Source organism: Nitrosomonas marina, from assembly GCF_900111605.1.
Lineage (GTDB): Bacteria > Pseudomonadota > Gammaproteobacteria > Burkholderiales > Nitrosomonadaceae > Nitrosomonas > Nitrosomonas marina_A.
The window spans coordinates 18,149-38,004 of record NZ_FOIA01000031.1 but is presented as its reverse complement, the minus strand read 5'-3'; the positions used below and the strand labels follow the sequence as shown (position 1 = coordinate 38,004).

Genomic DNA, 19,856 nt, shown 5'->3' with positions numbered 1-19,856 from the left:
GGTTGTTTCAGAACCACCGAATATGCACATGCCTATTGCCGGATTTCAAGCTACCTGCAATCCATGGCCAATAGAGGATATAACCCGCTTATCGCTATTCAAATCGCATTGGCGGGTGAGGCTCACAAAGTATGAGGAGAGTAGTTACCGGAAAACCATCATTTTTTACATAACCGTGAAAAAAATCACACAATAGCACTTTTTAATTCGTTATACTGATTAGCATATTCTGAATCTGATGCTGATGCTATTTAACATTTCGCTACAGCACAGGATTTACTTTTCATTGATCGAAGCTTCACGAACGAAAAACGGAGGCGGGAAATGAATCATGAAATTGTATCGGATATGCTGTCTGTCAAAGACCATCAGAAAACGCTGGCAATTATCAGTTGGCTGAACAATTGCCGGACAAGCACTGAACTCAACCAGGTCCTGGAACAAGCATTACTCCCCCTGGTCGCCTGCAATGGCGTTTATTATGAACAAACGTCGGCGGATCAGAATAGTAAGCAGCCGATTGATGGCATCAATCTCTCAAACTGTTGTGAATGCGACTGGGAACAGCTCATACTCGCCATCACGCAAACGCCTGCAGAAGCACAATCAACTATACATATCTCGGATATCAAATTAACAGACCCGCTAGCCGGCAACAGGCATTATTGCGATGCCATTTCAATTTCACAATCCAACGCTCTTGATCCACTTCAGCAGCAGTCGCACCGCTATTGCGCCGTGCTGACCCTTCATGATGAACAAAATCAGACGTACCGTTTTCACTTTTTCCGCCTGCACGACCGCCAGCATCTCTTCAGTCAACGCGATATCGAACTGCTGAATGCATTCAGGTCACCCCTGCTGCAAACATTGAAAATGATATTGTTCCATCAATTAAGCCGGAATTCGCGTCGATTCATGGAGTTATGGTCCACACACTCGGAACCGGTCGCGGTCATCCGCGATGACGGCAGCATGCTCTTTCAGAGTCCGACATTCGCACATATTGTCAAATCACAAAAGCGCCCATTCCTTTCGATCGCATTAAAACTCATTCAGAACATACAACTCAAACGGCTCGAGTGGCACAGCTTTTTGTCAAAGCTCGGCAAACGCCTGTATGAAACCAAACTGACACTGGTCAGCAGCGACGCCAACCACCATCATCAAACCTATTTCATTCAACTGTCACGCATCTCTCACACTATCGGAAAAATATTCAACCAACTGCAACGCAAAGGCCTGACCCAGCGCGAACTCGAAATCGCACTGTTGATCTACCAGGGAACCCCAACCCGCGAAATCTCAGAAATAATCCACCTGAGTTATCACACCGTGCGTAATCACATCAAAAGCATTTACAGCAAACTGGGGGTTTCGTCGCGCGGGGAAATGTTGGTGTGGGTTGGGTAAAGATTTTTTATCTTCAACACTAGCAAACTGTTTTGTATAGAAATATTTAAAATGGCTCAATTGGGTTATTTTAACTAATAAAATATTGTTGTATAAAACAAAATAATCAGGGTTCCGACTTTTGTTTATTTTCTATCCATATTTAATTATATCTTTATGGCTAAAAAAAGAACTGCTTATTTACTTTTTTTGTTGCTAATTTCTGCCTGTGCAATAAATAATCACGGGTTTGTGAAATCTCGTTATTTTGAGAATGATAACAGTTTTTTGGTTACTCAGGAGTCTTGGGGTGGATTCATAAGTACACAATTTACAGATCGTGGATTAGTTTTGGGTTATACCAAAAGAATGAAGATCTATCCTAAATTGGAACGTAAAAATATCTTATCAATAAAAAAATTTTTACAACAAATTAATGACAATAATTTTGTTGAAATAAGTAAAGACGAAATTAGTTTTGAAAAAAAGAAACCATATGCATGGATTGAGAAAAATCAGGGTATCGTAGTGCATGCTAATTCACTCAAGACCGGTCTCTCTGCTGGGATTGAGTCTCGCAGTATATTACGAATACCGCCTGATTTCGATGGCGCATTCCTGATTACCCGTGATCATATGGGCAGCATCAAGGCCAGCATACAAAGCAGTATACAACAGCACTAAATTACTTGATTTAATGAAGGAATATTATGAAAAGAAAATTACTTGGCACTTGTGTCATGAGCTTTCTGCTCGCGGGTTGTATGAACGCTAAACACCTTGTTTATGTACACACTTCTACGTTAGGACTTGAAGTGGCTGCTAGTGTTGAAACGACGACTGGGCGTATGGTATTTGGTTATGACCGAGATACATTTGCGCTAATTCCTCGCAAAAAAGAGAACGAAGATGCGATGAGTTTAGCTGCTATAAGCTGTATCTATGCACAAGGTATCAATGAAGTTCAGTTTAGGCATTTTGTCTCAACTGGAAATACGGCTATTGATATAGCGCAAGACGAAAAAGCTCTCGAGGATATAAAGAAAAGCATTCAAGGAGGGAGTTTAAGCTGCTTGCCAGGTAATGCAGGAAGCCCCAGTGTCAACAGCAATAATGACGAGAAGGAAGGTTAATCATGAACCAGAAAATAAGTTTATATAAAATCCTTTTTCTTTCACTTCTGCTTACAGGTTGTACTAATTCAATTTATTTTTATGAGACAGAAAAAATCTCTTTAACGGTTGAAGCACGTCCTGATTCGTCACAACCTGTGCAAGGTAATCTAGGAATTAAACAACGTGTCGCTATGATTGTGCCGAGAAAAAGTAATAATGAAGATGGTGATGGAGAAGCCCTTTCTACCATTAGTAGTTTTGATTTCAGAATTATAGATACTCCCAAAAAATTTAATCCTATACTTGTTCGAACCGCTTTTGTCACTGGCGATGCTGCTGATAGGTTATATGATAATAAAATAGATCCTTCAAAATCAAAAGCAGCGGATGTTGCTAAAACCTTATCTTTTTACAAGGCCGTAGAGGAAATTAATATAGAAGAAGAGATGACTGGCAAGATATTGGAATATCTGACTGATAATTCAGAAAATATTGATGCTAATAAGTTAAATAATTTGATCATCAAGGCTAGAGCAAGTGATCCGAATATAATGACATTTTCAGTAGAAAGCTCAATAAAGAATGCTAACACAAAAAAAGCATTAAAAGATCTGCTGTCTGACCGGGCAGATGTAGCAATTTATCCACTATATAAAGCCATCCCAATTAATTAAGGATTGAGGTATTTATGAGTATTACCATAAAAATAATTGTAAACAGTCATGAGAGCGAAGCAAAAGTAGCCGAACAAAAGCTGCAAATAAAAGGATATCAAACAACAGTTTCAAAGGCGCAGAATGTTGTCTTAGATGGCACTGATCTTGGTGGACATCTAGATATATTAAGTGATCCAGATGGAGAAGTTTTTGTCGTAATTGGCAAAAAATAAATAGAGTTACCGTAAATTTTGTGTTGCTTTTAAAAGTCTTTATGTTGAATTTTTATTATTAAAAATATTGGAAAAAATAATGAAAATTTTAGAGTTTCTACAAGAAGATAATGGTGGTTTCTCAGCTAGTTGGCTTGCATTTTTATTATGGGTTGCTGGGGGTGCTTGTAGCTTGGGTTATTACAAATAAAAAAAGAAGCTCACTTCAAGTAATAATCAGATTCTGTTGCAGCGATCATCGGTATCTTAATGACAGGAAAAGTTGCACAATAATTAGGAGAAAAGCCACTTGAACAAGCAGGAGACAAATCAGCAGAAAATACAGACACAAAACCGTAAAGCAAACGAAAGGATAATAAATTTGCTGAAAAATATTCGATGCAATTTCTTTGCACTCTGCCCTGCTAGCTGAATTAAGAATGGTAATTAGTCAAAACTACGGCGATTCCTCTTGGAAGTTATATTAGCACTACATTCTAGGACATTTATTATGAAGAAAATAGAAATATCAGCTTATGAAATCGCGCAAAGATTTGTAGGTATCAAGGAAGTCTCGGGAAGCACAGCAAACCCCCAAATTCTTGCCATGTTGAAACTCGACAGTAACTGGCCAGACGATGATAGTGTCCCATGGTGCTCTGGATTTATAAATTATGTGGCGTGGCTCCTACGCTTGCCGCGCTCTAAAAGTCTACGAGCACGTTCTTGGTTGTCTATCGGAAAGGTTATCAAATTAGACGATGCAAAAGCTGGATTTGATGTTGTTATTTTCAAACGTGGTAGTGGCCAGCAACCTGGGCCTGATGTCATAGATGCACCTGGACACGTTGGCTTTTTTGCAGGTATTGATGGAGGAAATATATTAGTTTTGGGTGGTAATCAAAGTGACTCTGTGAGTATTAGTAGTTACTCTAAGAACAAGCTTCTGGGAGTCAGACGCCTTTGTTAATAAAGTGGTCCAGAATATTTCGTCGCCAGATTATCTAAGATTAAATCTATCTGAATTGATTAGCTTTAGCTGCAAACAACACTAGAAATTCTTACACTCCATAAACCGCTTCCGCGACATTTCCAGAAACATCGCTGTCGACAGTCCGCCGCCGGCAAATATCATGCACATCACCATAATCTGATAACGCGCCGCAATCAGCGGGGAAATGCCGGAAAGTATCTGTCCGGTCATCATGCCTGGCAAAGACACGAGACCGACGGCAAGCATGGCGTTAATGGTGGGGATCAAGGCCGCGCGCATGGCGATGTTGCGCGCCTGATCGAAGCTCATCTGCCGTTCCAGTTCGGCGTTCATACGCTCAGCAGCCAGACTGACAGCATTCATGGAATTGGCGAACACCATGCCAGCAAGGGGTATCATGTACTGCGGCAGATACCAGGGCTGCAGTTGCAAAACACCCTGCGTGACGACGACAAGGACAAGGCCACCGCCAATCAGTATCGAAATCAACGCCTGTTTATAGAGTACAGTACGCCGGGTTTTAATAGTGCCGAGGGCTATCCAGCTGGCAACTGTTACCATGACAGCCAGTACCGCAATGACAACCAGCGAGTTTTCCGCTTCAAAAATGTACATGAGACAATAGCCGATCAGCAGCAGTTGCACCAGCATACGTCCCAGAGCATACGCTGCATGTCCCGGAGAAAGCGACCATCTCCAGAGAATTCCGATCACAAGCAGAACGGGAATAGACACCAGTGCCAGGTTAAGCAGCGGTATAACTTGAACGGATTCATTCATGAGGTTCCCTTTTGTCCCTTATGTCTCGTTTTCTGCAATAAAAGCAATGATCAGATGATTGTCAACAATTTTCAGTATCAATCTAAACAGATCTCTCGCAGTCTGAACAACGCATTTGTGTTCCTGATATGCACCAGCGTCACGGAGAAAGCATGCCGTCGTCTAGCAGACTACTGACAATTTACAGGCGTCCAGGAAATGAGCAGCCAGAATGACAACGGTGCCGGATAATACCAGATAATACAATGTCGGCAGAACAGTCATGCGCAGCACTTTTCCTTCGCGTCCAAGCAAACCGACAGTGGCTGAAGCAGCAACAATATTATGAACGGCAATCATATTGCCCGCAGCTGCACCTACAGCCTGCGCGGCCACCAGCAGTTCGCCCGATGCGCCAATCAGTCGCGCCATGTCATACTGAAATTGCGCCAGCATCAGATTGGATACGGTATTGGATCCTGCGATAAATGCACCCAGCGCGCCGACTGCGGGTGCATAAAACGCATAAATCCCGCCCACACTGGCGGCAACCGATTGCGCCATTGCTTGCGGCACCGATGGCAAATCCACCAGATTGACATCGGAATTGATTAAAATACGCACCATCGGAATAGTGAAAATCAGCACAAAACCTGCCCCGAATAATGTTTGTGTCGATTCTTTCAATGCGGGTTTAATTCGATGCCACTGCATGCGGTACATAAAAAATGCAATCAACACTGTCATTATCATGATACCACCCGGCAGATACAAAAACTGAATACCGCCTGAGATGTCCACCTCACCCAGAATACTTTGCCATTCCAGTGTCAAATGACTGCTTAACCATGTTTTGATATCGGTATTGGTGCGAGTAAGCACTAAAAGCGCGGCCAGCATCGCATAGGGTAACCATGCTGTTGAAATGGCAACATGCGACCGGGACACCAGATCATCCAGCTTTATTTCAATGCTGCCCAGCCATTCTGACGGCCAATCACCGGCGACCGTAAAATCCCATTGTTTTTTTGGTATCAGAAAGCCAATGCGTGCTGCAGGAAGCACGATTAACAGCCCTGTCAAAGCGCCGACAATCGACGGAAATTCGGGACCAAGATACACACCCGCCAGCGTATAAGGAATGACAAATGCACAACCGGCGAAAATAGCAAACGGCGCGATTGCCAACCCCTCTGTCCAGGATTTATTGCGCCCGAAAAAACGGGTCAACATCATGCACATCAGCAGTGGCATCAGCAACCCGGCCAAAGCATGTATAAGCGCGACCTCGGATGTAATCAGACGCTCAAACGCATTCCAGTCAGAACCTGCAGCAACGAGTTTTTCGGTAATATCGGCTTTGTCCAGCCCACCGGAGATACCCACAATGATTGGCGTTCCAACCGCACCGAACGATACCGGTGTGGATTGCACCATCATGCCCACCATGACAGCAGCCAACGCCGGAAATCCAAGCGCAACCAGCAACGGCGCGATAACTGCTGCAGGGGTACCGAACCCGGAAACACCCTCAATAAAACAACCAAACAACCAGGCCACTATAATCACCTGAACGCGTCTGTCCGGGCTGATGTTGGAAAAACCGCGCCGGATTGCTGAAATAGCACCTGCATATTTCAGGGTATTCAAAAGCAGGATCGCGCCGAAAACAATCCATAGGATCGAAACTGTCAGAATCAGCCCCTGCAGAATTGATGCCATTACACGATTGAACGACATTTCCCACACGATTAATGCAATACCGGTTGTCACCAGCAATACTATCGGCATCGCCCGCCGCGCCGGCCAGTTCAACCCCGCCAGCAAAAAAGCAGCTAACAGCAGCGGCAAAAAAGCGCAAAACGTAAGCAATGTTTGGTTCACCTGTATTTTTTCCTCTCAATACGAAAATGAAATTAAATTGCTGCCAAAATAGGCAATGACCGTTTTCACGGCCCAAAAGGTTTCATTCAGCCGGGATTATCTTTATTATCTGTTCAGACTATTCTTACACCAGACATGATAAAAACTGAATCACGCATGGATTTTACACGCGCCAGCGCCGGTCCCAAACCGGACACTGTCTACTTGTTTGGCACATGCCTGATTGATCTGCTGTACCCACAGGCCGGCGTATCTGCAGTGCATTTATTCGAGCGGGAAGGTGTAAACGTAATTTTTCCACAGACGCAAACCTGCTGTGGACAACCCGCCTGGAACTCCGGCTACCGGGATGAAGCACTTGCCGTAGCCAGGGCACAGCTCAAACTGTTTCCAAGGCCGATCCCGATCATCGTACCATCCGCTTCTTGCGCGGGCATGATAAAAGTACACTATCCGGCACTCTTCAAAGACGAACCGGACGAGGCCAGCGTGTTTGATGTCGTGAACCGGGTTTACGAATTGACTGAATTCCTGACCGATATACTGAAGGTCAATCTCACCGATTTAGGCGAGCCGACAACTGTTGCGGTTCATTCATCCTGCACAGCACGGCGCGAAATGAATGTTGCTGACAGAATCGATTCGTTACTGGACCAGTTGCAAAACGTAACCCGCATCGAACCCGACAATGCAGAGGAATGTTGCGGTTTTGGCGGAACTTTTGCAATCAAGCAACCGGAAATTTCCACCGCAATGGTACTGGAGAAAGCAAAAGCTATTGAAAACACAGGCGCACAACAATTAATTGGACAAGATTGCGGCTGCCTGATGAACATCGGCGGCGCTCTAAAAAAACAGGACAGCCAGATTTCACATGTCCATATTGCCGAATTTCTATGGGATAGAACACATAAAGCCAAGCCATGACCACAAAATATCGCAAACAGTTTTCAAACGCACTGGCCCAGCATGAAGTTCGAAACAATACTGAAAACGTGATCAATAAGCTGAGAAAACACCGACTCGCTGCTTTTCCTGACCAAGCAGAATGGGTAAATTTGCGCCGTCACAGTACGGCAATCCGTGTAAACGCCATCAGCAAGCTCCCGCAATTACTGGAACAACTGGAAATCAATCTGCAACGCAACGGCATACAGGTTCACTGGGCGGACACCACAGAGCAGGCCAACCAGACTGTGTTGAATATTATGCGATTCCATGATGCCAGATTTGTCATCAAAGGCAAATCAATGGTGTCGGAAGAAATGGGACTGAACGATTTCCTCAACACACACGGTATTGAATGCCTTGAATCCGATCTTGGTGAACTGATTATTCAACTTGCTGCCGAAAAACCATCGCACATGATTGTTCCCGCACTGCACAAAAACCGCAAACAAATTGCCCGATTATTTCACAGGCAGTTTCCTTCAATTCCCTATACCGAGGACATCAGCGCACTGGCCCAAGCCGCCCGCCGGTTTCTGCGGCATCATTTCGCAACTGCACCGGTTGGGCTGACGGGTGTCAATTTTATGATTGCGGAAACCGGTACACTCTGCCTGGTCGAGAACGAAGGAAACGGCCGTATGTGCAGTACTGCGCCACCTGTGCATATCGCTGTTTCGGGTATCGAAAAAGTAGTGGAATGCTTGGATGATGTACCACCGCTGCTGGGTATACTCACCCGTTCGGCAACAGGACAGCCGATCACAACATACGTGAATATGATCAGCAGCCCGCGCAAACCAAATGAAAAAGACGGCCCGACAGCAGTGCATCTGATATTACTGGACAACGGCCGGTCCCGCATTTACAGCGATCCTGAGCTACGTGATACCCTGAACTGCATTCGCTGCGGTGCGTGCATGAATCACTGCCCCATCTACAAGCATATTGGTGGCCATGCCTATCAGACGGTTATTCCGGGTCCGATCGGCACAATACTTGAACCACAAAAAAATGGACTGGATTCGTACGGAGAACTGACACAGGCTTCAACCCTTTGCGGCGCATGCCAGGAAGTTTGCCCGGTAAGCATCCCGATTCCTAAAATCATCAACCGGTTACGTTGGGAACACATTCGCAAAAACAGCTACAGCACATCTGGAGCAGGCTCAGGAAGGCGCAAAACAGAAGCCATCATCTGGAAAATCTGGGTATGGAACTGCATCCATCCAGGTGCGTATAACCGTATCACCAGCGTTGCCACATCCATGCGTCGACTCACAGATCGAATATTGGCTAAAATATCCCCATGGACAACTGCACGCGCTGTACCGAGACTGCCGGATACCACCTTGCACGAACGCCTTAAAGCACTCGAAATCGATAATGAATGACACACGCAACACGATTCTCAACCGGCTCAAAGCTGCATCCAGTGACCAGACAATGCCATCGGCGCGGGATATTTCGAATTCAGTAAACTGGAGCAGCAACTATACGGTGCAACTTTTCCGTACCCAGCTGCAATCAGCACATGCAGAAATTTACGATGCTACAGACCATTCCTGGCTGATGACATTACAGCATATTTGCCGAGTCAAGCATTTAAAAAATGTTCTGCTTTCACCCGCAACGCCGTGGGGTAAAGCCATTATTGAAAATTCCGCAAATTTACCTTCACTTAAATACTACGACAATCCGGTTGAAAACTGGAAACAATCTTTATTCGATGGAATCGAGGCCGCTTTTACCAGCACGTACGGCGGTATTGCCAATACCGGGACATTGATATTGTGGCCTGACTCACAGGAACCCCGTCTGATGTCTCTTGTCCCGCCCGTTCATATTGCTGTCATAGAAAAAACTAAAATTTACAACTCGTTTGCAGAAGCAATAAAAGCGCAGCACTGGAGTGAAACAGAGCTGCCGGCAAATATGCTCCTGATCTCGGGTCCCTCAAAATCGGCTGATATCGAGCAGACCCTCACATATGGCGTGCATGGACCAAAAGAACTGGTGGTAATCATGGTATGAAATCATTGCTGATATTTTTGTACTATCTTTTCTTTAAAAAAAAGACGAACTCCATATCAGTTGATGACATGGCCAGCAACTGATTACCGGTCTGTTCAGCAAAAACCTGAAAATCAATCTCGGCACCAGGGTCAGTTGCGACAACTCTCAAAATTTCTCCGCTGGTCATACCGGCAAGTGACTGTTTAGTCCGCAAAATAGGTAGCGGACACACCAGACCCCGCGCATCAAGTTCCTGATCAAATTTCCACAAGGTTGAATCAATATTATCCATTTGTTTTTTTCAAGCAATTGATTATCTTACCGACAGATTGGCCAAAATCCCGACACACCCTTCCTTATCAGGATGCAGCAATATGCCTTGATTAGGGGAATTAGAACCGGCAGGACAATCTCAGTCAACCAGCCGGTTTTTTATTGCGTACCGTATCAACTCGGAATTATTGTTCAACTTGAGCTTCTCCAGTATGCGCGATCGGTAAACGCTGACGGTTTTAGGACTTAAAAACATTTCCGCCGAAATATCAGATAGCGTTTTACCCGACGCAATCAGACACAGAGTCTGATATTCACGATCGGATAAAATGGTATAGAGCGGTTGATCACTCTTCGAATTAACAGCGTTCGCGAGTTCCTGAGCCAAAGCCTGGCTGACGTATTTATCCCCAGAGGCAACTTGACGAATAGCAGTTACAAGCTGAGCCGGCGCGCTCTGTTTATTCAAATATCCCGCGGCGCCCGCTTTCAACGCGCGAAGAGCAAATTCGTGCTCGTTATGCATGCTCAGTACCAGAATTGCAGAATTTGGTTTATCCTTTTTAATTTGTTTGAGCACGTCAATACCATTTCTATCAGGTAACGAAATATCCAGCAATGCGACATCAAAATCATGCTGACGGGCAATCTTGATAGCCTGAAACCCTGTTTCGGCTTCACTGGTGACCCGGATATCGCTAGTCTCATTTAATATCTGCTTCAGGCCCTGGCGGACAATCGCATGATCGTCGGCAATCATCACTTGTATCATTGTTTTCTCCGATCATTAATTGTCATAAAGCTCCGCTGGTCACTTTCATATTCTGATTTAAAATCAGGTATCTCCACAGAATCATCTTGATATGCCGGTCTCATTTCCAGTATAGGAATAAGAATGCAGACCCTGGTTCCTATACCGGGTTCACCTGAGATATGGAAGCTTCCTTTTAATTGCTGGCAGCGCTCGCGCATTCCTCTAATACCGAACGAATCCTGTTTTTTCATATCTTCAGGATCAATCCCGCACCCATTATCAAGCACTTCCATAACAATTTTTTCTTCTGCCTCTGCCAGACTGACCCAAACTTTGGTAGCTTGTGCATGCTTGGAAATATTGGTTAATATTTCTTGAAAAAGTCGGAAAATTGCTACTGACAAATCAGCATCCAGCAGAATCTCTTCTTCTTCACAAGATACATGGCATGAAATATTTGTACGTCGGCTAAACTCTTTGGCCTGCCATTGGACTGCAGCAACAATACCGAAATCAAGTATACCGGGACGCAGATCCATGGATATTCTTCGCGTGCTGTCAATAACATGATCAACAAGACTTTCAATTATGGCTGCTTTTTTCTGATAAAAATCACTGAGGCGTGGCGTGGAATCCAAACAGGGCACCAACTCACATTTTATGGCTGTCAATGTGCCGCCAATATCGTCATGTATCTCGCGTGCTATTCGCGCACGTTCATGTTCCTTAACTTTCTGCAAATAGGAAGACAATTCGACCAACTGCTCCCGCGAATGCGATATTTCCGTTTCGGCCAGCTTATTCCGGGTAATGTTGATCATGATTCCACCCCACAAAATCCCGCCATCAGCTGCCATTTTCGGGGTTGCACGCAGGCTGATCCATTTAATATCCGAATCACCTTTAACCTGGATACGTCCTTCCCAGTTTAGCGTGGAAAGTTTCTCTGCAGATATTTGCAACAGTCTCTCGTAATTTTTCTTATCTTCAGGCAGAATCAGTCGTGAAAACAATGTAGCGTTTGCCATCAGCATATGTGGAGACAGTCCCAGCAGGGTCTCTGATGCATTACTGACATAAGGAAAGCTCTCGTTATGGTCCGGTGTCAGTAAAAACTGAAAAACAACACCGGGTAGATTCGTTGTAATTGCACGAAAGCGCGCCTCGCTTTTTTGCAAGGCAACCTGGGTAATATTCACACGTCGGGAATTCTCCGCCGCACGCAAGCTACGGCGTACGATGGGTACAAGCCTCTGCAGATTCTTCTTTGCGATATAATCGCAAGCCCCCTTTTCCATCAATGATACTGCCGCTTCCTCATCTTCATTTTCCGAAACTATGATTAAGGGCACATCTTGTCCATAATCCAATAGTAACTGTATTACTTCATCGGGTTTCAATTGAGGCACATCTGTATTTGACAGCACAATATCCCACACACCGGTCCTCAAGGCTTTGCGCAGTTCCTGTACCGTGTTTACCCAGTTAACATTCAGCTGCAACCCGCTTTTCACCAGCGTATCGTTTATTTGATCTGCATCAGCAGCAGAGTTTTCAACCGACAAAATCTTTAAAACTCTTCTTTTGATCACTCAATTCCCATCGACACTTTGATTTAAATCAACCACATCTTTCTATACGGAAGCATAACACCATGAATACTATACCAATTTACAACCATTATCCAGCATCAACGAATAGACTACTGACATTATAAGCTAAAAATTCCAGCAAAAAATGAACCAAATAAAAACAAAAAACTTAATTTTGTAAAAAGTCAACCGATTACAGCTTCAACGATGGTTAATTAGCCGCTTGTTACGGAATGAAACCAGCGTGTAGGAATAAAACCATTTATAAAGCAAAGCATTTAAAGGAGAACCAAAATGCCACAAACAATTAACTCAAATATTGCGTCACTGAATGCACAACGCAACCTGAGCATGTCTCAGAATTCACTGAATACATCTTTGGAGCGCCTGTCTTCAGGTCTTAGAATTAACAGTGCAAAAGATGATGCAGCAGGTCTGGCAATTTCTGAAAGAATGACTTCACAAATTCGCGGCCTGAACCAGGCAGTACGCAATGCCAATGATGGTATTTCTCTGGCACAAACTGCAGAAGGTGCATTAAGCGAGATTGGAAACAATTTGCAACGAATTCGAGAACTCGCAATACAATCCGCTAATGCCACCAACAGTTCAAGCGATCGTGCAGCACTGCAAGCCGAGGTCGCTCAATTAACGTCGGAAATCACACGTGTTGCGAGTCAGACGCAGTTCAATGGCACGAATTTACTTGATGGCGCTTTTTTAAACCAGAGCTTTCAGGTTGGCGCAAATGCAAATCAAACCATTGATATCAAGTCAATTGGTGATTCACGTGCCACAGCGCTTGGTAGCAACATATTAACGACGAACGGTACCGCCATGGGAACTGCTACTGCAGCAGCTGCCGATGTTTCAGGTGGTAATGGTGTCACGGTAGAGGCCGACCTGGTGCTAACAACCAATAAGGGTGCCACAGGTGCAATCAGCTACGCTGTCGGTTCAGATGCAAAAACCGTCGCTGCAGCAATCAACTCCGCCGCTTCAAATATCGGAGTCACAGCAACAGCCAGCAATAGTGCCACACTGGGCAATATCGGTGCTGCGGGCACAGTCACGATGACGTTAAATGGCAATTCCATTTCTGCAAACGTAACCGACACATCTGATTTAAGCGGTTTGGCCTCAGCTATCAACGGACTACAGTCCCTGACAGGCGTAACGGCATCATTTGCAGACAATGCAGACAAGTCGGTTATTACGCTGACAACTTCAGACGGTAGAGATATCGCATTACAAGACTTTAACAACTCAGGCGCAACAAAAACTGCCGATTTTACTGCCGGCGTAACTACAAGGACTCTAACAGGTGGCGCAGCAACAGATTCTGCAATTGCTACCGGCACAATTGAGCTGACCAGCTCAGCAGGTCAAATAACCGTTGGCAATGGAAACGCCGATGTGTTTGGTGCAACAACGAGTTCTTTTAACTCTGTTGCAACAATGGATATTTCATCAGCTTCAGGTGCGCAAACCGCAATTGAAACGCTGGATGCTGCATTGGCACAGGTCAACAGCACACGTGGGGATTTGGGGGCAATTCAGAATCGTTTTTCCTCAGCTATCTCCAATCTGCAAACAACAGCTGAAAACCTCTCAGCGTCACGCAGCCGTATTCAGGATGCCGATTTTGCAGCGGAAACAGCCAACATGACACGCGGACAAATTCTGCAGCAGGCAGGTACCGCGATTCTGGCGCAGGCAAACTCATTACCCAATAATGTGCTTTCACTATTGCGTTAATCAGAAAGCATTAAGAGTACAGAAATGAACAAGGAACACGGAATTGTTAAATTACGAATTCCGTGTTCCTTTAACCATAAGGAGTGATCCCATGGCAATCAGTCATATAAATGATGCAACAGGCAGTCACGCTCAGCCTTTGCTGACATTGCCAGCTTCTCAAAATACGCTGTCGACAAACAGTAGAATAAATTCTTCATCGAATTTAGTTGCCAAACCCGAACAAAAAGCTCAACCGGACATTCCGATCGAGCAGGCCGCTGAAAAAATCAAAGAAACTGTGAATAATCTCGCTCAAAACCTTAAATTTTCCATAGACGAAGATACCGGCAAAACTGTTATTAAAGTGATGGATACACAGACACAGGAAGTCATTCGGCAAATTCCATCGCAGGAAGCTATTTCCATTGCACGAACTTTGGACAAAGTCCAGGGCTTATTACTGAACGACAAAGCCTGAAACTGTTTAAACAATAAAGAGGGATAAAAAATGCTATCAACACCGGGTATAGGTTCCGGACTCGATGTAAATGGAATTATCAGTCAACTGATGTCCGTTGAACGCCGACCACTTTTAGCACTTGATAATAAAGAAGCCAAGCAACAGACCCAACTGACGGCATTTGGCACCCTCAAAGGAGCACTTTCTGCATTTCAAAGCAGTTTATCATCGCTTACCAGCCCGTCAAAATTTTCCGCCATTTCGGCAAACATATCGGACACATCCCTGGCAACTGTCAGTGCAAGCGCTTCTGCTGTTACCGGGAAATATGATGTAGAAATTCAATCCCTGGCGCAATCACAAAAATTAAAATCCGGGAATTTCCCTTCCCCAAGCACCACGGTTGGGAGCGGCACATTGACGGTACAATTTGGCACTTACAGCGGCGGTTCGTTTACTTTAAATCCGGATAAAGCTGCGCAGTCAATCACTATTTCGCCCTCCAACGCTTCACTTGCGGGTATACGTGATGCCATTAATAAAGCAGATGCAGGCATTTCAGCGAGCATTATAAATGACGGTTCTGGTGATCGTCTGGTAATCGCTTCCAAAGATACAGGACTCAGCAATGCATTGAAAATTACGGTGACGGATGATGATGGCAATAACACCGACAATGCCGGTCTATCACAACTTGCCTTTAATGCAGCTACTGGTGGCACATCTAATCTGACAGAGACCGTTCCAGCAGGCAATGCCGAAATGGTCGTTGACGGAATTCCAATCAGTAAATCATCCAACACCATTTCAGACGCCATTGATGGCGTAACCTTTAATCTGTTGAAAGCTGATATCGGCAATACTACAACATTAAATATCTCCCGCAACACAGCCGGTATCGAAAAAGCCATTTCAAATTTTGTGAAATCCTACAATGAACTCAATCAAACAATCACAGATTTATCGAAATATAATGCTGAAACCAAGCAGGCTTCCATTTTGACAGGAGACTTCACAGTCAGAGCTCTTCAGAACCAGTTACGCAACACGCTATCCGAACCTTTAAAAACCGCAGGAGGCGGATTAAGCATTCTGGCCGAAGTCGGTGTTTCCTTTCAGGATGATGGGTCGCTTAAACTAGATACGAGTAAATTGAGTAATGCTGTTAATGACGCAAGCAAAGATATCTCGACCTTGTTTGCATCGGTCGGTAAAACAAGCGACAGTCTGATTTCATTCATCAGCGCCACAACTGGCACAGTAAACGGAAACTATCAACTGGATATCAGTCAACTGGCCACTCAGGGTACCGCAGCAGGTAGCGCACCTGCCGCTCTCACAATCAATACAGGAATAAACGACTCACTCGATCTTAATATCAATGGGACAAATGCCAGCATCACACTCGCTGCCGGAGCATATGATGCAGATTCTCTCGCAGCTGAAATTCAGTCAAAGATAAACGGTAATACAGCTTTTTCTTCAAATAATGTTGCCGTTTCAGTGACACAATCGGCAGGCATATTGACGATTACTTCTAATCAATACGGGTCATCATCGTCCGTTGAAATTACAGGCGGTAACGGCGAACTTGATTTGTTCGGTACTGCAACCGTAACAGCAGGGCTGGATGTTGCGGGAACAATTAACGGCCTTAGTGCAACCGGTACAGGACAGAGTCTGTCAGGCACAGGCGACAGTGAAGGCTTGGTGCTTAAAGTAACAGGTGGCGGCACTGGACCGCGCGGATCTGTTGATTTTGCACATGGTTTTGCTGCCAAGCTGAATCAGGTCATCGATAAAATGCTGGATGGCAAACTCATTGACAACCGTATTGAAGGCATAAATGAAAAAATTGATGACATTAACGATCAGCGGGAATCCCTGATTCGAAGGCTTGATGACGTCGAAAAACGTATACGCGCTCAATTCACAGCATTGGATACCATGATTGCCAGCATGACCCAAACCAGCAGTTTTCTGCAACAACAGTTATCCAGACTACCCACTATCGATAGTAATTAATTGATTTTTCCTCTACTAAAAAACCAATATCGTTGCTAATCATATTAAAGGAGTAATTAATGTATGCAACCACCATTGACCCCGTCTCAGCTTACCAGCGGGTCGGCGTTGAAACCGGAGTAGAATCGGCCAATCCCCACAAGCTCATTCTGATGCTGTTTGAAGGTGCACAAGAAGCACTTTTTAAAGCCAGAATACATATAAAACACAATGAAATTGCCAAAAAAGGGGAAATGCTTTCCAAAGCTATCATGATTATTGACCATGGCTTAAAAGCAAGCCTTGATACTAATGCCGGCGGAGAGCTGGCGCTGCACCTTCAAGCACTCTACGACTATATGGCTAATCGTCTGTTAACTGCCAATCTTAAAAACGACATTGAAATCATAGATGAGATCAGTGGATTATTGAATGAATTGTACGGTGCCTGGAAGGCCATTGAGAATACAACAGAATTGCGAACATAGTCCTGATTTTCGCTAACTGATTCGTTTTACACATAATAATACTAAGGCTCTAAAAAATGGATAGCAAGCAACTGATCAAACTTTACGAAGATATCAAAACAATAACCAACAAAATGGTCACGGCAGCAGAAAATGGCAAATGGGACGAACTGATTCAGCTCGAACGGCAGTGCAGACGGTTAACAGACGAGTTAATTCATAATGAATCACAAATATCATTAAGTCACGAGTTGCAGCAAAAGAAAATAAGAATTATCCATCAGGTACTTAATGACGATGCACAAATCAGATCCATAACCGAACCCTGGATGGAAAAATTACAGGACATGCTCCACACAAACAAACGAAAACGTCATTTGCAGCAAGCTTATGAATCAAGCAGTATTTATTGAGTTGAAATAAATCTTTACTGATTTAACCAGAGGAGTCATAGCTGAGAAAACTTTGACACATGCAACTATGATTCCTACCTATATCAAAACAGACAACATATCGCAGCCATCGCCTGCAAAAACCGATACGCCCATCAATCCAGTAGCGCCCATTTCACGCACTTCAAAAGTCCCTGACTCTAACCAGGAACTTTCTCACTTTGTACCAGGCGAGAAATATCAGGCATTTGTAGAAAGGCGTTTGCCGAATGGCAATTTCAGCATACATATTGCAGACAAATCGCTCCAAATGCGACTGCCTGACAATATTCAGTCAGGCGACGAAGTGACGCTCACATTTATCACGCATCAACCAAGACTTAAATTTGCCTTGCACCATGGTAATACACACGACGCTGTCAGGCAAAATACGCTGATCAGTACAGCAGGGCAATTTGTCGATACGATTATCCATGCAAAAGATAGTAGTCCCATACCCAGCTCATCAGTCAGAACAAATTCTGAATTGACCCACACTGTTATAAATAGCCCAGAATATCCACATTTATTGCAGAAAACAATTCGACAAAGTGGCTTATTCTATGAATCCCATTTAGCGCAATGGATTAAAGGCAATTATTCACTTGAAGAATTAAGGCAAGAGCCGCAGGCCAGTTTACAAAGAACAGCGCTTGCAGCAGCTGCAGCAACGTCTTTATCTACACCTGTTAATACACAACTTGTATCGCAGGTTCAGCACCAGTTAACAGCTTTAGAATCAGGCCATATCGCCTGGAACGGAGAAGTCTGGAATGGACAGCATGCATGGTGGGAAATTTATGAAGAAAACACATCAAGGGAACATCATACTCATGAAGGACCGGCAACCCGCTGGCACACCGATTTAATTCTGACACTACCGGGATTAGGAAAAATTTCCGTGAAGCTATCGCTCAATATTCAGAATGTAAAAATTTCCATACATGCGGATGACGATCAAGCAGCATTATTGCTCAAAGCGAATCAGACGTCACTTTCACACGGCTTAGAAGAAAAAGGGATAACTGTTCAATCATTTAAGGTGCAGTACGATGACTCAAAATGATACAGATTTTAAAGCTGTGGCCCTCGCCTATCGCGAGGGTCAGGTTGCGCCCAAGGTTGTCGCAAAAGGACGCGGGTTAATCGCACGGGAAATCATTAAGCGTGCAAAAGAAGCAGGTATCTATGTACATGAATCAACCGAGCTGGTAACACTTCTTATGCAGGTTGATTTAGATGACAGAATTCCACCTCAACTCTATGTTGCAGTCGCTGAACTTCTCGCCTGGCTTTATCATCTGGAGCACAACCATAATAATTCAGTGCAAAAATTATAACTGTAAAGCGTCAACCACACTTAACTGAAAACACGGCCATGGTCGAATCAATCCGACAAGCTGATCCAGCAGGCAACATCGACGATAACAGCTATTCTTCAGAATTGATAGAAGTTTGTCGCGTTAACTCAAAGATAGATATTTTGCATATTCTTCAAGAAATCATGCAAAAAAATACTCTTGTCACATTATATTTTGATCAAAGCAATCGTTTTATCCTAACGTCCATTCTCTCCATAAATGATCAAACAAACAAGCTAGTGATTGATACCGGTTCGGACACGGAACTCAATCAAGTAGCGCTGGAATCAGAACACCTTCTTTTCATCACCTCACAAGACAAAATCAAAATTGAATTTGTATGTAATCAAATCAGCATGTTTCATTTCGATGGTCGTAATGTATTTCAGGTCAATTTACCAGAATCATTGATTCGCATGCAAAGAAGAAATTATTACCGGATTACCACATCGATCATCAAACCATTAAAATGTATTATCCCGATACACACTGAAGCAGGATCATTTAAAGCGGAAATCACGTTGGTTGATCTCAGTTGCGGCGGTATTGGAGTAATCGATCATCATCCCGTGATCAACTTCGAACCGGGCATGATTTATCATAACTGCAGAATCAACTTACCGGGATTTGGGGACATTATTGCTGGTATAGAAGTTAAATCCACCTATGAAATCACATTAAGAAACGGACAGGTATGCAAACGGGCTGGTTGTCAATTCATTGATTTACCTACTGAAATGGAAACCATAATCCAGCGGTACGTCACAAAACATGAACAGGTAAAATTAACACCCTGAC

Annotated in this window: 22 protein-coding genes; 17 read left to right on the top strand and 5 right to left on the bottom strand. The window is 44.1% G+C overall.

Going from position 1 to position 19,856, the window contains the following annotated elements:
• Positions 1–324: 324 nt before the first annotated feature.
• From BMY62_RS13000 to BMY62_RS12975, 6 genes are all read left to right on the top strand, one after another.
• Positions 325–1,413, top strand: a complete 1,089-nt coding sequence (locus tag BMY62_RS13000) for a response regulator transcription factor (RefSeq protein WP_090660769.1) — start codon at positions 325–327, stop codon at positions 1,411–1,413.
• Between the two features lie 156 nt (positions 1,414–1,569).
• Positions 1,570–2,076, top strand: a complete 507-nt coding sequence (locus BMY62_RS12995; RefSeq protein WP_090660766.1) for a hypothetical protein — start codon at positions 1,570–1,572, stop codon at positions 2,074–2,076.
• A 26-nt stretch (positions 2,077–2,102) separates the two neighbouring features.
• Complete coding sequence (locus BMY62_RS12990; RefSeq protein ID WP_090660763.1) at positions 2,103–2,525, top strand: hypothetical protein; 423 nt, start codon at positions 2,103–2,105, stop codon at positions 2,523–2,525.
• Between the two features lie 2 nt (positions 2,526–2,527).
• A complete protein-coding gene (locus BMY62_RS12985) occupies positions 2,528–3,181 on the top strand; it encodes a hypothetical protein (RefSeq protein WP_090660760.1) in 654 nt (217 codons plus the stop codon).
• Between the two features lie 14 nt (positions 3,182–3,195).
• Positions 3,196–3,396 (top strand): hypothetical protein, encoded by a 201-nt coding sequence (locus BMY62_RS12980; protein WP_090660757.1) that lies wholly within the window; start codon positions 3,196–3,198, stop codon positions 3,394–3,396.
• Positions 3,397–3,886: 490 nt separating this feature from the next.
• On the top strand, positions 3,887–4,345 hold the full coding sequence (locus BMY62_RS12975; RefSeq protein WP_090660754.1) for a TIGR02594 family protein: 459 nt from the start codon (positions 3,887–3,889) through the stop codon (positions 4,343–4,345).
• A gap of 81 nt (positions 4,346–4,426) precedes the next feature.
• Here the strand turns inward: BMY62_RS12975 and BMY62_RS12970 are convergent, their stop codons facing one another.
• Positions 4,427–5,149 (bottom strand): ABC transporter permease, encoded by a 723-nt coding sequence (locus BMY62_RS12970; protein WP_090660752.1) that lies wholly within the window; start codon positions 5,147–5,149, stop codon positions 4,427–4,429.
• A 162-nt stretch (positions 5,150–5,311) separates the two neighbouring features.
• Positions 5,312–7,012, bottom strand: a complete 1,701-nt coding sequence (locus BMY62_RS12965) for an L-lactate permease (protein WP_090660749.1) — start codon at positions 7,010–7,012, stop codon at positions 5,312–5,314.
• 135 nt (positions 7,013–7,147) lie between these two features.
• Between BMY62_RS12965 and BMY62_RS12960 the strand changes: the two genes are divergently transcribed.
• From BMY62_RS12960 to BMY62_RS12950, 3 genes are read left to right on the top strand one after another with little or no spacing between them, the layout of a single operon-like run.
• Positions 7,148–7,939, top strand: coding sequence for a (Fe-S)-binding protein (locus BMY62_RS12960; RefSeq protein WP_256207612.1), 792 nt, complete (start codon positions 7,148–7,150; stop codon positions 7,937–7,939).
• On the top strand, positions 7,936–9,354 hold the full coding sequence (locus tag BMY62_RS12955; RefSeq protein WP_090660743.1) for a LutB/LldF family L-lactate oxidation iron-sulfur protein: 1,419 nt from the start codon (positions 7,936–7,938) through the stop codon (positions 9,352–9,354). The genes BMY62_RS12960 and BMY62_RS12955 overlap by 4 nt, the downstream gene beginning before the upstream one ends.
• Positions 9,347–9,994 (top strand): LutC/YkgG family protein, encoded by a 648-nt coding sequence (locus BMY62_RS12950; protein WP_090660740.1) that lies wholly within the window; start codon positions 9,347–9,349, stop codon positions 9,992–9,994. Before BMY62_RS12955 ends, BMY62_RS12950 begins: the two co-directional genes overlap by 8 nt.
• A gap of 22 nt (positions 9,995–10,016) precedes the next feature.
• Here the strand turns inward: BMY62_RS12950 and BMY62_RS12945 are convergent, their stop codons facing one another.
• From BMY62_RS12945 to BMY62_RS12935, 3 genes are all read right to left on the bottom strand, one after another.
• Positions 10,017–10,268 carry a sulfurtransferase TusA family protein gene (locus BMY62_RS12945; protein ID WP_090660737.1) on the bottom strand — a complete coding sequence of 84 codons (252 nt, stop codon included), beginning with the start codon at positions 10,266–10,268 and terminating at the stop codon, positions 10,017–10,019.
• 120 nt (positions 10,269–10,388) lie between these two features.
• Positions 10,389–11,021, bottom strand: a complete 633-nt coding sequence (locus BMY62_RS12940; RefSeq protein ID WP_090660734.1) for a response regulator — start codon at positions 11,019–11,021, stop codon at positions 10,389–10,391.
• Positions 11,018–12,568, bottom strand: a complete 1,551-nt coding sequence (locus tag BMY62_RS12935; protein WP_256207611.1) for a hybrid sensor histidine kinase/response regulator — start codon at positions 12,566–12,568, stop codon at positions 11,018–11,020. The genes BMY62_RS12940 and BMY62_RS12935 overlap by 4 nt, the downstream gene beginning before the upstream one ends.
• 321 nt (positions 12,569–12,889) lie before the next feature.
• Here BMY62_RS12935 and BMY62_RS16650 point away from each other — a divergent pair, with 321 nt between their 5' ends.
• The 8 genes from BMY62_RS16650 to BMY62_RS12895 all read left to right on the top strand — a co-directional run bounded on the left by BMY62_RS16650 (position 12,890) and on the right by BMY62_RS12895 (position 19,855).
• A complete protein-coding gene (locus BMY62_RS16650) occupies positions 12,890–14,353 on the top strand; it encodes a flagellin (protein WP_090660729.1) in 1,464 nt (487 codons plus the stop codon).
• A gap of 91 nt (positions 14,354–14,444) precedes the next feature.
• Entirely contained in the window at positions 14,445–14,813 is a 369-nt protein-coding gene (locus BMY62_RS12925; RefSeq protein ID WP_090660726.1) for a flagellar protein FlaG, read from the top strand.
• 30 nt (positions 14,814–14,843) lie between these two features.
• Entirely contained in the window at positions 14,844–16,820 is a 1,977-nt protein-coding gene (gene fliD / locus BMY62_RS12920) for a flagellar filament capping protein FliD (protein ID WP_090660723.1), read from the top strand.
• A 59-nt stretch (positions 16,821–16,879) separates the two neighbouring features.
• A complete protein-coding gene (gene fliS / locus BMY62_RS12915) occupies positions 16,880–17,287 on the top strand; it encodes a flagellar export chaperone FliS (RefSeq protein WP_090660720.1) in 408 nt (135 codons plus the stop codon).
• Positions 17,288–17,343: 56 nt separating this feature from the next.
• Positions 17,344–17,679, top strand: a complete 336-nt coding sequence (locus BMY62_RS12910; RefSeq protein ID WP_090660718.1) for a flagellar protein FliT — start codon at positions 17,344–17,346, stop codon at positions 17,677–17,679.
• 67 nt (positions 17,680–17,746) lie between these two features.
• Positions 17,747–18,763, top strand: a complete 1,017-nt coding sequence (fliK, locus tag BMY62_RS12905) for a flagellar hook-length control protein FliK (RefSeq protein WP_090660715.1) — start codon at positions 17,747–17,749, stop codon at positions 18,761–18,763.
• Positions 18,750–19,037, top strand: a complete 288-nt coding sequence (locus BMY62_RS12900) for an EscU/YscU/HrcU family type III secretion system export apparatus switch protein (protein WP_090660712.1) — start codon at positions 18,750–18,752, stop codon at positions 19,035–19,037. Before fliK ends, BMY62_RS12900 begins: the two co-directional genes overlap by 14 nt.
• Before the next feature lie 38 nt (positions 19,038–19,075).
• Positions 19,076–19,855: a flagellar brake protein gene (locus tag BMY62_RS12895; protein WP_090660710.1), complete on the top strand. Its 780-nt coding sequence runs from the start codon at positions 19,076–19,078 to the stop codon at positions 19,853–19,855.
• Position 19,856: the final 1 nt, after the last annotated feature.

Bases quoted from the DNA above. Each gene is read 5' to 3' on its own strand.
- BMY62_RS13000 (WP_090660769.1), top strand. From the start codon at position 325: ATGAATCATGAAATTGTATCGGATATGCTGTCTGTCAAAGACCATCAG.
- BMY62_RS12995 (WP_090660766.1), top strand. From the start codon at position 1,570: ATGGCTAAAAAAAGAACTGCTTATTTACTTTTTTTGTTGCTAATTTCT.
- BMY62_RS12990 (WP_090660763.1), top strand. From the start codon at position 2,103: ATGAAAAGAAAATTACTTGGCACTTGTGTCATGAGCTTTCTGCTCGCG.
- BMY62_RS12985 (WP_090660760.1), top strand. From the start codon at position 2,528: ATGAACCAGAAAATAAGTTTATATAAAATCCTTTTTCTTTCACTTCTG.
- BMY62_RS12980 (WP_090660757.1), top strand. From the start codon at position 3,196: ATGAGTATTACCATAAAAATAATTGTAAACAGTCATGAGAGCGAAGCA.
- BMY62_RS12975 (WP_090660754.1), top strand. From the start codon at position 3,887: ATGAAGAAAATAGAAATATCAGCTTATGAAATCGCGCAAAGATTTGTA.
- BMY62_RS12970 (WP_090660752.1), bottom strand. From the start codon at position 5,149: ATGAATGAATCCGTTCAAGTTATACCGCTGCTTAACCTGGCACTGGTG.
- BMY62_RS12960 (WP_256207612.1), top strand. From the start codon at position 7,148: ATGATAAAAACTGAATCACGCATGGATTTTACACGCGCCAGCGCCGGT.
- BMY62_RS12955 (WP_090660743.1), top strand. From the start codon at position 7,936: ATGACCACAAAATATCGCAAACAGTTTTCAAACGCACTGGCCCAGCAT.
- BMY62_RS12950 (WP_090660740.1), top strand. From the start codon at position 9,347: ATGAATGACACACGCAACACGATTCTCAACCGGCTCAAAGCTGCATCC.
- BMY62_RS12945 (WP_090660737.1), bottom strand. From the start codon at position 10,268: ATGGATAATATTGATTCAACCTTGTGGAAATTTGATCAGGAACTTGAT.
- BMY62_RS12940 (WP_090660734.1), bottom strand. From the start codon at position 11,021: ATGATACAAGTGATGATTGCCGACGATCATGCGATTGTCCGCCAGGGC.
- BMY62_RS16650 (WP_090660729.1), top strand. From the start codon at position 12,890: ATGCCACAAACAATTAACTCAAATATTGCGTCACTGAATGCACAACGC.
- BMY62_RS12925 (WP_090660726.1), top strand. From the start codon at position 14,445: ATGGCAATCAGTCATATAAATGATGCAACAGGCAGTCACGCTCAGCCT.
- fliD (WP_090660723.1), top strand. From the start codon at position 14,844: ATGCTATCAACACCGGGTATAGGTTCCGGACTCGATGTAAATGGAATT.
- fliS (WP_090660720.1), top strand. From the start codon at position 16,880: ATGTATGCAACCACCATTGACCCCGTCTCAGCTTACCAGCGGGTCGGC.
- BMY62_RS12910 (WP_090660718.1), top strand. From the start codon at position 17,344: ATGGATAGCAAGCAACTGATCAAACTTTACGAAGATATCAAAACAATA.
- fliK (WP_090660715.1), top strand. From the start codon at position 17,747: ATGATTCCTACCTATATCAAAACAGACAACATATCGCAGCCATCGCCT.
- BMY62_RS12900 (WP_090660712.1), top strand. From the start codon at position 18,750: ATGACTCAAAATGATACAGATTTTAAAGCTGTGGCCCTCGCCTATCGC.
- BMY62_RS12895 (WP_090660710.1), top strand. From the start codon at position 19,076: ATGGTCGAATCAATCCGACAAGCTGATCCAGCAGGCAACATCGACGAT.